17 protein-coding genes and 1 riboswitch are annotated in these 13140 nt (G+C 58.9%); of the genes, 7 read left to right on the top strand and 10 right to left on the bottom strand.

The annotated features are described in order from the left end of the window. Positions 1–31 precede the first annotated feature (31 nt). Positions 32–177, top strand: a riboswitch (yybP-ykoY riboswitch). Between the two features lie 63 nt (positions 178–240). Next, complete coding sequence (locus GIR22_RS18725; RefSeq protein WP_154744751.1) at positions 241–825, top strand: TMEM165/GDT1 family protein; 585 nt, start codon at positions 241–243, stop codon at positions 823–825. Positions 826–940: 115 nt separating this feature from the next. Here the strand turns inward: GIR22_RS18725 and GIR22_RS18720 are convergent, their stop codons facing one another. The 4 genes from GIR22_RS18720 to GIR22_RS18705 all read right to left on the bottom strand — a co-directional run bounded on the left by GIR22_RS18720 (position 941) and on the right by GIR22_RS18705 (position 3035). Further along, the gene (locus GIR22_RS18720) at positions 941–1759 is read right to left on the bottom strand and encodes a M48 family metallopeptidase (RefSeq protein WP_154744750.1); all 819 of its coding nucleotides are present in this window, start codon (positions 1757–1759) and stop codon (positions 941–943) included. 165 nt (positions 1760–1924) lie between these two features. Then, a complete protein-coding gene (locus GIR22_RS18715; RefSeq protein WP_154744749.1) occupies positions 1925–2545 on the bottom strand; it encodes an SOS response-associated peptidase in 621 nt (206 codons plus the stop codon). Positions 2546–2580: 35 nt separating this feature from the next. After that, positions 2581–2841, bottom strand: a complete 261-nt coding sequence (locus GIR22_RS18710) for a putative signal transducing protein (RefSeq protein ID WP_154744748.1) — start codon at positions 2839–2841, stop codon at positions 2581–2583. A gap of 11 nt (positions 2842–2852) precedes the next feature. After that, positions 2853–3035, bottom strand: a complete 183-nt coding sequence (locus tag GIR22_RS18705; RefSeq protein WP_154744747.1) for a CPXCG motif-containing cysteine-rich protein — start codon at positions 3033–3035, stop codon at positions 2853–2855. Between the two features lie 144 nt (positions 3036–3179). Between GIR22_RS18705 and GIR22_RS18700 the strand changes: the two genes are divergently transcribed. Further along, entirely contained in the window at positions 3180–4343 is a 1164-nt protein-coding gene (locus GIR22_RS18700; RefSeq protein WP_154744746.1) for a 1-acyl-sn-glycerol-3-phosphate acyltransferase, read from the top strand. 25 nt (positions 4344–4368) lie between these two features. Here GIR22_RS18700 and GIR22_RS18695 read toward each other — a convergent pair whose 3' ends face one another. Further along, positions 4369–4626, bottom strand: a complete 258-nt coding sequence (locus tag GIR22_RS18695; protein WP_154744745.1) for a hypothetical protein — start codon at positions 4624–4626, stop codon at positions 4369–4371. A 181-nt stretch (positions 4627–4807) separates the two neighbouring features. On the opposite strand from GIR22_RS18695, the gene GIR22_RS18690 reads away from it, so the two are divergent. Beyond that, a complete protein-coding gene (locus tag GIR22_RS18690) occupies positions 4808–5017 on the top strand; it encodes a hypothetical protein (protein WP_154744744.1) in 210 nt (69 codons plus the stop codon). Between the two features lie 56 nt (positions 5018–5073). Here the strand turns inward: GIR22_RS18690 and GIR22_RS18685 are convergent, their stop codons facing one another. After that, positions 5074–5661 carry a YajG family lipoprotein gene (locus tag GIR22_RS18685; RefSeq protein ID WP_154744743.1) on the bottom strand — a complete coding sequence of 196 codons (588 nt, stop codon included), beginning with the start codon at positions 5659–5661 and terminating at the stop codon, positions 5074–5076. Positions 5662–5845: 184 nt separating this feature from the next. Between GIR22_RS18685 and GIR22_RS18680 the strand changes: the two genes are divergently transcribed. Together GIR22_RS18680 and mqo are read left to right on the top strand one after the other, a co-directional pair. Then, the gene (locus GIR22_RS18680; protein ID WP_154744742.1) at positions 5846–6079 is read left to right on the top strand and encodes a hypothetical protein; all 234 of its coding nucleotides are present in this window, start codon (positions 5846–5848) and stop codon (positions 6077–6079) included. Between the two features lie 736 nt (positions 6080–6815). Next, positions 6816–8351, top strand: coding sequence for a malate dehydrogenase (quinone) (mqo, locus tag GIR22_RS18675; RefSeq protein ID WP_154744741.1), 1536 nt, complete (start codon positions 6816–6818; stop codon positions 8349–8351). A 119-nt stretch (positions 8352–8470) separates the two neighbouring features. Here mqo and GIR22_RS18670 read toward each other — a convergent pair whose 3' ends face one another. The 3 genes from GIR22_RS18670 to GIR22_RS18660 all read right to left on the bottom strand — a co-directional run bounded on the left by GIR22_RS18670 (position 8471) and on the right by GIR22_RS18660 (position 9862). Further along, complete coding sequence (locus GIR22_RS18670; protein WP_154744740.1) at positions 8471–8758, bottom strand: PA4642 family protein; 288 nt, start codon at positions 8756–8758, stop codon at positions 8471–8473. A 75-nt stretch (positions 8759–8833) separates the two neighbouring features. Next, positions 8834–9301 (bottom strand): WbuC family cupin fold metalloprotein, encoded by a 468-nt coding sequence (locus GIR22_RS18665; protein ID WP_154744739.1) that lies wholly within the window; start codon positions 9299–9301, stop codon positions 8834–8836. Positions 9302–9304: 3 nt separating this feature from the next. Continuing rightward, positions 9305–9862, bottom strand: a complete 558-nt coding sequence (locus GIR22_RS18660; RefSeq protein ID WP_154744738.1) for a hypoxanthine-guanine phosphoribosyltransferase — start codon at positions 9860–9862, stop codon at positions 9305–9307. Positions 9863–10026: 164 nt separating this feature from the next. Between GIR22_RS18660 and upp the strand changes: the two genes are divergently transcribed. Both upp and GIR22_RS18650 read left to right on the top strand, forming a co-directional pair. Beyond that, on the top strand, positions 10027–10665 hold the full coding sequence (gene upp, locus GIR22_RS18655) for a uracil phosphoribosyltransferase (RefSeq protein ID WP_154744737.1): 639 nt from the start codon (positions 10027–10029) through the stop codon (positions 10663–10665). A 2-nt stretch (positions 10666–10667) separates the two neighbouring features. Beyond that, the gene (locus GIR22_RS18650; protein ID WP_154744736.1) at positions 10668–11942 is read left to right on the top strand and encodes a uracil-xanthine permease family protein; all 1275 of its coding nucleotides are present in this window, start codon (positions 10668–10670) and stop codon (positions 11940–11942) included. Between the two features lie 145 nt (positions 11943–12087). Here the strand turns inward: GIR22_RS18650 and hisC are convergent, their stop codons facing one another. Continuing rightward, complete coding sequence (gene hisC / locus GIR22_RS18645) at positions 12088–13140, bottom strand: histidinol-phosphate transaminase (protein ID WP_154744735.1); 1053 nt, start codon at positions 13138–13140, stop codon at positions 12088–12090.

The following is a 13140-nucleotide window of genomic DNA, read 5'->3' as shown; positions in this document are numbered from 1 at the left end:
GCTTGCCGAATGGGTTTTGCCAAGGCAGAATCCGCTCCGTCCTAGGGGAGTAGTCTCCCACGAGCCCACGCTCGTCCGGCATACGTCAACATACTTGGTCAGCAGACCATGGCGTATGCAACCCAGGAGTCCGCACAGACGGACCGGGGTTTGACAAGACCTATGACACGCACACCTTACCCGGGGCGGGAAGGCTGTACGTGTCATAGCCGTGTCGACCCGCCCCTGGAAACTTACCTGATGCTGGATTCTCTGCTCGTCCCCACCGCAATTGTTGCCCTGGCCGAAATTGGCGACAAGACGCAACTGCTCGCCCTCATTCTCGCTGCACGCTTTCGCAAACCCTGGCCGATCATTGCCGGTATCGTTGCCGCGACCCTGGCTAACCATGCCGCCGCAGGTGCAGTGGGTGCCTGGTTTGGCAGCTTCTTCTCGGATGCGGTGCTGCACTGGATCCTGGCCGCAAGCTTTTGCGCCACTGCCCTGTGGACCCTGGTGCCGGACAAGCTCGACGATGATGAAGCCAGCACCACCCGCAAGTTCGGGCCGTTCCTGACCACGCTGATTGCATTCTTCATCGCCGAAATCGGTGACAAAACGCAGATCGCCACGGTGATGCTGGCGGCGCAATACCCTGAATTGTGGCTGGTGATTATCGGTACGACCCTGGGCATGCTGATTGCTAACGTGCCGGTGGTACTGGCGGGAAATTTTGCGGCGGAAAAATTGCCACTGACGTTGATTCGTCGACTGGCGGCGTCGGCGTTTTTCATCCTGGCGTTAGTGGCGGTGTACAAGGCCATGCAAAGCAGTGGGTGGATATAAACCACCCCATGTAGGCGCGAGCTTGCTCGCGAAGATCATTAACGATAACGCAGCGCATCTGGTTTAACGCGGCGCTCTCAGGTTCTTCGCGAGCAAGCTCGCGCCTACAGAAAGCTCAGGACTTCTTGGCCTGCTGATACAGCGGCATCACCTTCGGAATCGCCGACTGCAACGAGGCGATCCGGCTGTCAGAAGCCGGGTGAGTGCTCATGAACTCAGGTGGCGCACCCTCGGAGGCCTTGGCCATTTTATTCCACAGGGTGATTGCCGCGTTCGGGTTGTAACCGGCACGGGCCGCCAACTCCAGGCCGATCAGGTCGGCTTCGTTTTCATTGCCGCGGCTGTTGGGCAAGGTCATGCCATAGTTGGCCACGGTATCGGCCAGCGCCAGACTGTCCTGGCCCAAGCCGAACAACGCACCCGCCCCCTGTTTGGCCATCTGGATACCGTAGGCCTTGGACATGGCTTCACGGCCGTGCTCGCGCAAAGCGTGGGCAATTTCATGACCCATCACGGCAGCGAGTTCATCGTCCGTCAGCTTGAGCTTTTCGATCAACCCGCTGTAGACCAGGATCTTGCCGCCCGGCCCGCAGTTGGCGTTCATCTCATCGCTTTTGATCAGGTTAACTTCCCACTTCCACTGGGATGCATCCGGGCGAAAGGTCGGCGCCTGGGCTATCAGGCGACGAGCAATCGCCTGCACGCGCTTGGCGTTGGCACTGGACTTGTCCACCAAACCTTTGCCGCTGGCCTCCCCCAGTGTCTGCTGGTAGGACTGCGCATACATCTGGTCGACTTCCTGGCTCGACAACATGCTGAACATATACTGCTTGCGCTCAACACCTACGGCACCGCCGCTGGTCGTGTTGACCGACTGACAACCGGCGAGTAGCACCGCTGCCGCCAATGCACACATCGACAATGATTTGTTCATGATCACACTCCCTGAAAACATGGCGCGTATCGTAGGCGGTCAATTGTATCGGCGCCAGATACACCCGTCATTTAACCGACGAATTTCGGATCCCCCCCACAACGTCACGAAAAACTCATGATCGGTCGCTGACCGTCCATTTGCGACCTCAAGGGCCTTACAGGCTTAACCCGGGGTCAAGCACTCCGGCCCATTGAGCTTCGGATCATTCACCATGTTGGCCAGGACCCGCTCGCGCAATACCGCAGGCTCACCGGCCAACAGTGCCTGCAAGGTGTGCAGCGGGGTTTCGGGGTTGAGCCATGCCTCCTGCCCCGCCGCGTCGAGAATCAATGGCCGTCGCTGATTCGATGCGGCCTGGGTCACCACTGCCGTACTCAACCACTCCTGCTCCTGCACTGGGTACACCTCCCAGATTGCCGCAAAGAACAGCGTAGAACCCTCTCCTGGTGTCAGCCAGTACGGCCGCTTGCGCTGGGTACCGCGCCACTCGTAGAAACCATTGGCTGGCAGCAGACAGCGCCGCTGGCGAAAGGCCTCACGAAACATCGGCTGCTCGGCCAGGGTTTCCGCCCGGGCATGGGCCGGCGTGCGGGACAGATCGGTCAGCCAGGGCGGAGTCAGGCCCCAGCGTGCCCGCGCCAGCGTACGCTGGCCGTCGGTGGCGCGCTGGATCAGTACCGAATCATTGGGAGAGATGTTCCACTGGGCTTGCTGGTCCGCCGGGAAGCCCGGCAAGGCAGCAAAAGCAGGGTTCCAGCGAAACAGGGCATAACGTCCACACATGGGGCAACACGACTCTTGGAAAACTGGCCGACAGCCTAACAGACCAGCACGTCAGGGAAGCTGTCGGGTTCATCCCCCGACAGGGGCAGCGCGTTGTTATAAGCGCTGATCAGTTCCCGGGCATAGTCGGCTTGATCGTTCTCCACCGCCAGCGCCAGCAAGCCGTATATCGGTAACTCCCCGGTACCACCGAGCAAATCGCGCCCCACCAGGTGCGCCTTGATGCCTTCGCTTTCGAGCATGCCTTGCAGCAACTCGCCTTCCATCAGGTTTTCCGGTTCATAGATTCGCTGCATGGGCGTACCTTTTATTCGTTCTCGCTACGCACTTCGAGCATCCATTCATCATCGTGAATCTGCAGCACGAAAATGATGGGTCGACAGCACACCGGGCAGTCTTCTATATAAGTCTGATCGCCACCGGACAGATCCAGCACCGCCTCAGCCGGCTCACCGCAATAAGGACAATCATAGAACTCGGTTTCCAGCATCGCGGCCTCCCAAGTGACTTGTGCGTATAATCGCCGGTCTATTTGCAGGGCTATTTTCGTTTGACGCCATTTGTTCAGACCGCGCCCTGTCACTTACCAATCCAAACCTTTACTTACCCTAGCCGTTTCTAACAAGAGAGCATGATGGGCGAATTCGATACCATCCGACCTTACAACGACAGCGAAGTCCCGGCAGTGCTGGCCCGGCTGTTCAGTGACAAGGCCTTTCTGGACATCCTGACCCACTTTCGCTTCCCGCGCTTTGCCGGCGCCTTTGGTTGGCTGCTCAAGCCCCTGATCAGCCATCGCCTGCGCCGCGAGTTCGCCGGCGTAACCACGGTTGCCACCCTGCAAGACAAAGTCGAGTTCTATGTCGACCATACCATTGACCGGGCCACCGACGGCGTGACTTATACCGGCGTCGAGCAATTGAAGTCCGGCACGGCCTACCTGTTTCTGGCCAACCATCGTGACATCGTGATGGACCCGGCCTTCGTCAACTATGCGGTATACCACGCCGGCCTGCCGACGCCGCGTATTGCCATTGGCGACAATCTGCTGCAAAAGCCCTTCGTCAGCGACCTGATGCGCTTGAACAAGAGTTTTATCGTGCACCGCTCCATTACCGGGCGGCGCGAGAAGATGGCGGCGTATCAGTTGCTCTCGGCCTACATCAACCATTCGATTCGCAACGACATCCAGTCGATCTGGATCGCCCAGGCCGAAGGGCGTGCCAAGGATGGGGACGATCGCACCGAATCGGCGATCCTCAAGATGTTCCACATGAGCCGCAAGGATGAGCCGTTTGCCGAGGTTATCCAGTCACTGAACCTGACGCCCGTGTCCATCAGCTACGAATACGACCCATGCGATGCAGCCAAAGCCCGCGAACTGTATATCCGCGCCACCACCGGCACCTACAGCAAGGCGCCGGGTGAGGACGATGTGAGCATTGCCCTGGGCATCACCGGTTACAAGGGGCGGGTCCACGTCAACTTCGCACTGCCGATCACCGAGCGGTTTGAAGACACCAAGTTGTTGGCGACCGAGATGGACCGGCAGATACTCGGCGGTTATCGCCTGTTTCCGGTGCACTACCTCGCGTACGCCCAATGGAGCGACGCCGATCGGCAATTGCAGGTACCGACCGCAGCCGAGGTGTTCCCAGCCGAAGAGCTGGCCAAGGCAAAGGCGGAGTGGGAGCGACGGTTGAATGCCTGCCCGGCAGAACATCGGCCGTACCTGGTGCAGCAATATGCGACGCCGGTGCGCAACCAGTATCGGGTCAAGGCGGGGATTGCGCTGTAATCGCGTTCATATGTGCCTGGGGCTCTTACAATCGGGTACTGACCCAGGACGCCAGCATCGCCAGCCCGAGACACGCAAATCCAAGTCGATAAGAAAGACGGTGGACCCGTTCGGTCCTCCCGTCCAGAAACAGCATCGGCTGGTCAACCGCGCGCGCTTCGCTTTGCGCGGCAAGCCTGGCCATCGCCCGCTGTCGTCGTAGATGGGTGGTAAGCAGCAGCACTGCACCAAGGCAGGCCACCAGCAAAGCAAAAATGTTGACCAGCAGTGCGGTCAGCGACATCAAAAACCTCGGTATAACCGTGCCTGGACCCAGTTCAGCTACAAACCTGAACGATATGCGCTGCCTGCGCTTGCCTGCTCCCTCCCCCATTGACGGTTAATGTATCCAGTAATTTCTGCCGTCACCTGAACGTCACCTTAACAAGCCACTCTGTTGCCCTTCCAAAGCCCGGGGATTTGTCATGCTGCACGCACAAAATCAGGATCGCCTGTATCTGATGACCCAAAGCGATGAGCAAGAGGCGCTTGTCGGCGGCCTGGCATTTAATGTCCAGGACCGACATTGGTTGGTATATTGCGCCCTCGGCGGGCACCAGCACGCCGATCTGCCGGAGGTGGACCTGCTGACAGGGGTAAGCGTGCTGGACTTCTACGTAGAAGCGGCCGCATAAAACCGCGGACATAAAAAAGCCGGACTCATCACTGAGCCCGGCTTTTTTTATAACAATTATTGCGAACCGAGGAGCTGGCCGATGCTTGGGTCCTTGAACAGGCGAGTCAGGGCATCACTCAGGACATCGCTGACCAGCTTGGTGTTGGTTTCCTGGTTCGGCGCCATGCCGAAGCGCTGGTCCAGGGACGCCGCGTAACGGCCGTTGTAGCGACGGGTGCCGGCGGACACATCAGAGCGGAAGGTCGCGCCAATGGTGGCCTCAGTCACATACAGGCCTTCCTTGGGCGACTGATACTTCAGCTCCGCCAGGGTCACGGTCAATTGCGGGGCGCCAGGGGAATTACTGGTCGGTGTGAACCCGAGCAGACGCACAGCCGCTTCGGCCTGGGCTTGCAGCTTGGGCAGCAGGTCGGTACCGGTCACGGTGATGGCACTGGTTTCCGGGTACAAACCACCGCGAGTGCCGAGGGTTGGCGACGGACGGCCATCCACCACGCGTACCGACACCGGCTGGCCATGGCCCACGGCAGCCAACTGCGTGGTGATTTTCGGTTGCGGGCTGAGTTGTTGCGGGCTGTGGGCGCAGCCAACCAGGGTCAAACTGGTCACAGTGATCAAACCGAACAACAGGCGTTGCAACATACTCATTTCTCCAGAACTAGATGCAAACAGAGCGCCAGTATAACGGCGCACGGGCGTCACTCACCAGATATCCTGAACACCGACCGAGCTGAAAACAAAATTACAATCTTGCCGGGACCGTGTCATTCCCCTGTCATCCAGGGCTGCCAAGCTTCGCAGCATGTAACGGATCAGGTACATCGTCATGCGCCTTCTCAAATCATTATTCATGCCCCACACACCTCAGCGTAATTTTGCCTTGCTTGATGCCAAAGGCTGCTGCCTGGCGTTCAAACACTGCAGCTTGCCGCCTGTCGGCGATGGCTGGGTGGAAGTCGAAGAGGTTCGGTTGAGCTGGATGCACCGCCCGCTGCCTGCCAGCGCACGGATCAGCCCACGAATTTTGCATGCGCATGCCCGGCAAGCGTTGGCCTCCTGACCAGATGCTTAATAAAAGTCAGTAAACAGGACCATTTGCGCGCATTTCTTCGCTACAATCTCCCCCCGATTATAAGGACGTCTCCTGATCGGGCCTCGCAGCATCGCTAATGCCTTGGTATTAGCTCCCCGCACCGCCCACAGAGAGCCGCCCACACAGATCGAGTGAAGCTGGCGAGCTTGCTGTTTTATCTGCAAAACCACCGCCTTTACCGAATCTGCCAGAGCTGCCATTGCGCTCGGCCACTTGAGTTGTTTGCCCGTCATGCCGTCTGTCGGCAGTGATATCGGGCCAGGTGCCAGGCTGGGGCAGCCCTTTTTTGAGGTTCACGTCTTCAAAAGAGCGTGAAAAAACGGGTTTTCACAACTTCACAAGAGTGTGGCGAGCAAATGAATAGTTTTGCGTTTGTACAAGCACCATCAGCATCTGGAACAGCCCCACCACACAGGATCGAGTGCTCCTTAGATATTTGCGCTTGAAGCCTGTCCGCTACGGATTCGGTTGCATGATCGGACGCACTTGACCATAAGTCGAATTGCCACAGGTCGCCTTAAATGCGTTCATACGCAGATCAGGCCCGGTTGGCAGCGTGCGCCGAACTTGCAAAGAGTTGCGAAAAATTGCGAAGCGGACATGGCGATCCTGGCCATGGGTAATCTGGGGCATCACGTGAACGCCCCGTCACTCCTGGCAGCCATGCCGTCAATTTGGTGCTGCAGATTTTGGAGACGCGTTAATGGCGCATAACGAAGCAGTCGACGTAGTACTGGTAGGTGCGGGCATCATGAGTGCCACCCTCGCCGTACTGCTCAAAGAGCTCGACCCCGGTCTCAAGCTGGAAGTCGTTGAGCTGATGGATTCGGGTGCCGCGGAAAGTTCCAACCCGTGGAATAACGCCGGTACCGGCCATGCAGGGCTATGTGAGCTGAACTACACGCCCCAGGCTGGCGATGATTCCATCGACATCAAGAAAGCCGTGCACATCAACACTCAGTTTGAAGTGTCGAAGCAGTTCTGGGCCTATCTCACCAAGAAAAGCTCCTTTGGTTCGTCCAAGTCCTTTATCAGCTCAGTACCGCATCTGAGCTTCGTGCAGGGCGAAAAAGGCGTGTCATTTCTCAAGAAGCGTTTTGAAACCCTTAGCCAGCATCACGCCTTCGCGGATATGCACTACACCGAAGACCGTAGCGAGATGGCCGAGTGGATGCCGCTGATGATGCCCGGCCGCCCGCTGGACGAAAAAAATGCCGCCACCCGCGTGATGAACGGTACCGACGTCAACTTTGGCGCCCTGACCAACCAGTTGCTCTCGCACCTGAGCAGTTCGGCAGATGCCCAGGTCAAGTACAGCAAGCGCGTCACTGGCCTCAAGCGCAACGGCGCCGGCTGGACCGTGAGCATCAAGGATGTCAACAGCGGGAATTCCCGTGACGTCGACACCAACTTCGTATTCCTCGGCGCCGGTGGCGCGGCCCTGCCGCTGTTGCAAGCCTCGGGTATCGAAGAAAGCAAAGGTTTTGGCGGTTTCCCGGTCAGCGGCCAGTGGCTGCGCTGCGACAACCCGGAAGTGGTCAAACACCACCAGGCCAAGGTCTACAGCCAGGCCGCCGTGGGTTCGCCACCGATGTCCGTGCCGCACCTGGACACCCGTGTGGTCGACGGCAAGAAGTCCCTGTTGTTCGGGCCTTATGCCGGTTTCACCACCAAGTTCCTCAAGCATGGTTCGTTCCTCGACCTGCCGATGTCGGTTCGCGCCGGCAACATCGGCCCGATGCTGGCCGTGGCTCGGGACAACATGGACCTGACCAAGTATTTGGTCAGCGAAGTCATGCAGTCCATGGAGCAACGCCTGGAATCCCTGCGTCGCTTCTACCCCGAGGCGAAAGCCGAAGACTGGCGCCTGGAAGTGGCCGGCCAACGGGTGCAGATCATCAAGAAAGACCCGAAAAAAGGTGGCGTACTGCAATTCGGTACCGAGCTGGTGGCAGCAAAGGACGGTTCGCTGGCAGCGCTGTTGGGGGCCTCTCCAGGTGCTTCGGTAACCGTGTCGATCATGCTGGAACTGATCGAGCGCTGTTTCCCGGGCAAGACCAACGGCGAGTGGGCCGCCAAGTTGCAGGAAATCTTCCCGGCTCGGGAAAAGATCCTGGAGACCGATGCCGAGCTGTATCGCAAGATCAATACGCAGAACAACATCAGCCTGGGACTGGTTGATGCAGGAGCGAGCTTGCTCGCGAAAACCGTTAGCGATGACGCAGCGCGCTTGGTTTAACGCGGGCTCTCAGGTTCTTCGCGAGTAAGGGCTAGGCGCCCCCCTCGCTCCTACAGTAAAAGCAAAAACGCCCCGCTCTCTTTTGGAGGACGGGGCGTTTTCTTGTCAGTCAGGGCAAATCAGCCGCGGGCTTTTTCGATCAGCTCGATGTACTCGGCGGCGTTGCGCTGGTCCTTGATCGCTTCAACGAACGTCAGGCCGTGCTCATCCTTGCCATCCAAGTCTAGGCCGGCGTCCTTGAAGAACCCCAGGAACCGCTCGAAGTCGTCGATGCGCAGGCCACGATAAGCCTTGATCAGTTTATGCAGGGACGGCGAAGTGGCGTCTACCGGCTCGAAATCCAGGAACAGCTTGATCTGCTCATCACCGATTTCATCACCAATCACCTGTTTCTTATCTTTACGCATTACCGACTCCAGCCTGCAGACATTTACACGGGACTGGAAGTCTACCTGTGAGCCGCAGGTGAGGAAACCTGTAGCTCAATCGAACTGGGCAAGCATCCAGCGATGATATTCGGCCATGCCGGCCTCACCCTCACGGGGAGCCCAGTCTGCCAACTCGCCCTCGCCCACCGGGCGATACGGCCCGGCTTTGCATTCGAACATCACGGTATCGGGCTCCAACACCACGAGACCATGAAATACCCCGGGCGGCAGATCGACACCTGGACAGTCGCCGCCAGCCAGCATCACACGCTTGGCCAGCACTTCGCCGCTTTCGCTGAAGATCAACAAACCCAGGCGCCCCTTGAGCACCAGCAAAGTTTCCGCCTTGTCTGCGCTCAGGTGCCGATGGGGCGGCACGTAGGTGTTGGGCTGCAAACCCACGGCCATCCGATGGCACGGTTCTTCCATCTGGTGGAAGTTGTGGTGATGCCGGCCACGCGGGCTGTCGGCCGCTTTCTCGGCCAATTCGGCAAACAACGATTGATCAAGAAAACGGGCCATTGATTACATTCCTTTAACGGCGTAGATCCCGTTGGCGTTGCGCCAGTAGCCTTTGTAGTCCATGCCGTAGCCGAAGATATAACGGTCAATGCACGGCAGGCCCACGTAATTGGCCTTCAGGTCCGGACGCGCCTTGCGGTCATGGTCCTTGTCGATCAGCACGGCGGTGTGGACTTTGCGGGCGCCGGCATGTTTGCAGAAGTCGATGATCGCGCCCAAGGTGTGACCTTCATCGAGGATGTCGTCGATGATCAGCACATCACGGTCGATGAACGATACTTCCGGCTTGGCCTTCCAGAACAGGTCTCCGCCACTGGTTTCATTGCGATAGCGGGTGGCATGCAGATAGGACGCCTCCAGCGGGAATTGCAGATGGGTAAGCAATTTACCGGCGAAAATCAGACCGCCGTTCATCACACAGAAAACCACCGGGTTGGTATCGGCCATTTCGCGAGATATCTGCGCGCCGACTTTGGCGATCGCGGCTTCGACTTGCGACTCGGTGTACAGGCAGTCAGCCTCTCGCATGATTTGACGGATATGCTCGAGATCAGCAGACATGACGCTCTCCAGGGGGTGCTGTGGCAAGAAAAGCGGGCAAAGGTACGCATGTGAGGCCCATCGTTCAAGCCTTTATGGACTAACGTAGGTGATGTCTATAGGACAACACCCTCGGATAGATTAATCTAGGCCGGTTTTTTTGCCTGCCGCCGGAGCCTTTCCCCATGCCCATCCGTGAGATCCGCCACCCGTTGATCCGACACAAGCTCGGCCTTATGCGCCGCGCCGACATTAGCACGAAGAACTTCCGTGAGCTTGCTCAGGAAGTCGGAGCGTTGCTGACCTATGAAGCGACCAAAGACTTGCCGCTGGAAATCTATGAGATCCAAGGCTGGAGTGGTCCAGTCAAGGTCGAGAAAATCGCCGGCAAGAAAATTACCGTGGTGCCGATCCTGCGCGCCGGTATCGGCATGCTCGAAGGCGTGCTGAGCCTGATCCCGGGCGCCAAGGTCAGCGCCGTGGGCGTGGCCCGCAATGAAGAAACCTTGCAAGCCCATACCTACCTGGAAAAACTGGTGCCGGAAATCGACGAGCGCCTGGCGATGATCATCGACCCGATGCTCGCCACCGGCAGCTCCATGGTTGCCACCATCGACCTGTTGAAAAAAGCCGGCTGCAAAGACATCTGCGCCATGGTGCTGGTGGCCGCGCCCGAAGGCATCGCCACCGTCGAGAAGGCCCACCCGGACGTGCAGATCTACACCGCCTCCATCGATGAGTGCCTCAACGAACACGGCTACATCATCCCCGGACTGGGCGATGCCGGTGACAAGATCTTCGGTACCAAGCAGAAGGACGCGTAAGCATGCAGGATGAATTCAACGACCCGCTTTGGCGCCAGATCCTGTCTGGTGCACAGATGCTCTTCGTAGCATTTGGCGCGTTGGTGTTGATGCCGCTGATCACAGGCCTGGATCCGAACGTCGCACTGTTTACCGCGGGCCTGGGCACGCTGCTGTTCCAGCTTGTCACCGGGCGCCAGGTGCCGGTGTTCCTGGCCTCAAGCTTTGCCTTCATCACCCCGATCATTCTCGCCAAGGGCCAATTCGGCCTCGCGGCGACCATGGGCGGCGTGATGGCGGCCGGTTTCGTTTATACCTTCCTGGGCCTGGCGGTGAAGATCAAGGGCACCGGTTTCATCGACCGGCTGCTGCCGCCAGTGGTGATCGGGCCGGTGATTATCTCCATCGGCCTGGCCATGGCACCGATCGCCGCCAACATGGCCATGGGCAAGTCGGGCGACGGCGCCGAGCTGATTCATTACCAGACAGCAATGATGATTTCGATGCCGGCACTGCTGACCACACTGATCGTGGCGGTGTTTGGCAAAGGCATTTTCCGCCTGGTGCCGATCATCTCGGGCGTGCTGGTGGGGTTTGCCATGGCATTCTACTTTGGCGTGGTGGACACGGCGAAGATTGCGGCTGCGCCGTGGCTCGCCCTGCCCCACTTCACCGCACCGGAGTTCAACTGGCAGGCGATTCTGTTTATCGTCCCAGTGGCCCTGGCGCCGGCCATCGAACACATCGGTGGGGTGATTGCCGTTGGCAGCGTGACCGGTCGCGACTACCTGAAAAAGCCCGGCCTACATCGCACACTGCTGGGTGATGGGATCGCCACCACCGCTGCTGGCATGTTCGGCGGCCCACCCAACACCACCTACGCAGAAGTAACGGGTGCGGTGATGCTGACCAAGAGCTACAACCCGAAAATCATGACCTGGGCGGCCGTGTTTGCTATCGGCCTGGCGTTTATCGGCAAGTTCGGCGCACTGCTGCAAAGTATCCCGGTGCCGGTGATGGGCGGGATCCTATGCCTGCTGTTCGGCTCGATTGCCGCAGTGGGGATGAATACGTTGATTCGCCACAAGATCGATCTGGGAGAAGCGCGCAACCTGGTGATTGTCTCAGTGACCCTGGTATTCGGGATTGGCGGTGTGCTGGTCGGCACCGGCACCGGCCCGGATGACTTCGGCCTCAAGGGCATCGCCCTGTGTGCGGTGGTAGCGATTGCCTTGAACCTGCTGCTGCCGGGCAATGATGGCTGGAAGAACAAGAAGCCGGATGAGCCGCTGCTGTAACCAGATCGTTCCTACGCTCTGCGTGGGAATGCCGCCTGGGACGCTCTGCGTCCCACTGCCGGCGTAGGCCTCAAGTCCTGCGAAGGGCGTGACGCGGAGCGTCACGGGATGCATTCCCACGCGGAGCGTGGGAACGATCAAGCAATTAGAGATCGCCCAGGGCATCAATCAGCGCTTGGTTCTGCTCAGGCGTACCAATGCTGATCCGCAGGAACTGGGCAATCCGCTCCTGCTTGAAGTGCCGCACAATCACCCCTTGCTCACGCAACTTGGCGGCCAGGCCGGCTGCATCGTGTTGCGGGTGACGGGCAAAGATGAAGTTTGCCGCTGACGGCAACACGTCAAAACCCTTGCCTTCCAATTGCGCGACCACCTTGTTGCGGCTGTCGATTACCCGCTGGCACGTCTTCTCGAAGTATTCACGGTCTTCGAATGCCGCCGCCGCGCCAACAATCGCCAGGCGATCCAGCGGGTAGGAGTTGAAGCTGTTCTTGACCCGCTCCAGCGCCTCGATCAGGTCCGGGTGGCCTACCGCCAGCCCTACCCGCAGGCCCGCCAGGGAGCGCGATTTGGACAGGGTCTGGGTCACCAGCAGGTTCGGGTAGCGGTCCACCAGGCTGATGGCGGTTTCGCCGCCGAAGTCGATATAGGCTTCATCGACCACCACCACCGAGTCCGGGTTGGCTTTAAGGATCTGCTCGACTGCGTCCAGCGCCAGCACGCAGCCGGTGGGCGCGTTCGGGTTGGGGAAGATGATCCCGCCATTGGGTTTGGCGTAATCCGCCACGCGGATCTGGAACTGCTCGTCCAGCGGCACCGGATCGGACTTGATGCCATAGAGGCCGCAGTACACCGGGTAGAAGCTGTAGCTGATGTCCGGAAACAACAGCGGCAACTCGTGCTGGAACAAGCCGTGGAAGATGTGCGCGAGGACTTCATCGGAACCGTTGCCGAGGAACACTTTACCCGCGTCAATCCCGTAATACTTGGCCACGGCCTGCTTGAGCAAGTCGCTGTTGGGGTCTGGATACAGGCGCAAGTTATCATTCAACTCGGTCTGCATCGCCGCCAGCGCCTTGGGCGAAGGGCCATAAGGGTTTTCATTGGTGTTGAGCTTGACCAGCTTGGTCAGCTTTGGCTGCTCGCCAGGCACATAAGGTACGAGGTCCTTGACGAAGGGGCTCCAGAATTTGCTCAT

The organism is Pseudomonas karstica (assembly GCF_009707515.1).
Lineage (GTDB): Bacteria > Pseudomonadota > Gammaproteobacteria > Pseudomonadales > Pseudomonadaceae > Aquipseudomonas > Aquipseudomonas karstica.
This window is presented reverse-complemented; position numbering and strand designations above follow the sequence as displayed.

What these genes read in the sequence shown, in the direction of transcription:
- GIR22_RS18725 (WP_154744751.1), top strand. Translation starts at nt 241, where the DNA reads ATGCTGGATTCTCTGCTCGTCCCCACCGCAATTGTTGCCCTGGCCGAA.
- GIR22_RS18720 (WP_154744750.1), bottom strand. Translation starts at nt 1,759, where the DNA reads ATGAACAAATCATTGTCGATGTGTGCATTGGCGGCAGCGGTGCTACTC.
- GIR22_RS18715 (WP_154744749.1), bottom strand. Translation starts at nt 2,545, where the DNA reads ATGTGTGGACGTTATGCCCTGTTTCGCTGGAACCCTGCTTTTGCTGCC.
- GIR22_RS18710 (WP_154744748.1), bottom strand. Translation starts at nt 2,841, where the DNA reads ATGCAGCGAATCTATGAACCGGAAAACCTGATGGAAGGCGAGTTGCTG.
- GIR22_RS18705 (WP_154744747.1), bottom strand. Translation starts at nt 3,035, where the DNA reads ATGCTGGAAACCGAGTTCTATGATTGTCCTTATTGCGGTGAGCCGGCT.
- GIR22_RS18700 (WP_154744746.1), top strand. Translation starts at nt 3,180, where the DNA reads ATGGGCGAATTCGATACCATCCGACCTTACAACGACAGCGAAGTCCCG.
- GIR22_RS18695 (WP_154744745.1), bottom strand. Translation starts at nt 4,626, where the DNA reads ATGTCGCTGACCGCACTGCTGGTCAACATTTTTGCTTTGCTGGTGGCC.
- GIR22_RS18690 (WP_154744744.1), top strand. Translation starts at nt 4,808, where the DNA reads ATGCTGCACGCACAAAATCAGGATCGCCTGTATCTGATGACCCAAAGC.
- GIR22_RS18685 (WP_154744743.1), bottom strand. Translation starts at nt 5,661, where the DNA reads ATGTTGCAACGCCTGTTGTTCGGTTTGATCACTGTGACCAGTTTGACC.
- GIR22_RS18680 (WP_154744742.1), top strand. Translation starts at nt 5,846, where the DNA reads ATGCGCCTTCTCAAATCATTATTCATGCCCCACACACCTCAGCGTAAT.
- mqo (WP_154744741.1), top strand. Translation starts at nt 6,816, where the DNA reads ATGGCGCATAACGAAGCAGTCGACGTAGTACTGGTAGGTGCGGGCATC.
- GIR22_RS18670 (WP_154744740.1), bottom strand. Translation starts at nt 8,758, where the DNA reads ATGCGTAAAGATAAGAAACAGGTGATTGGTGATGAAATCGGTGATGAG.
- GIR22_RS18665 (WP_154744739.1), bottom strand. Translation starts at nt 9,301, where the DNA reads ATGGCCCGTTTTCTTGATCAATCGTTGTTTGCCGAATTGGCCGAGAAA.
- GIR22_RS18660 (WP_154744738.1), bottom strand. Translation starts at nt 9,862, where the DNA reads ATGTCTGCTGATCTCGAGCATATCCGTCAAATCATGCGAGAGGCTGAC.
- upp (WP_154744737.1), top strand. Translation starts at nt 10,027, where the DNA reads ATGCCCATCCGTGAGATCCGCCACCCGTTGATCCGACACAAGCTCGGC.
- GIR22_RS18650 (WP_154744736.1), top strand. Translation starts at nt 10,668, where the DNA reads ATGCAGGATGAATTCAACGACCCGCTTTGGCGCCAGATCCTGTCTGGT.
- hisC (WP_154744735.1), bottom strand. Translation starts at nt 13,140, where the DNA reads ATGAGCAAATTCTGGAGCCCCTTCGTCAAGGACCTCGTACCTTATGTG.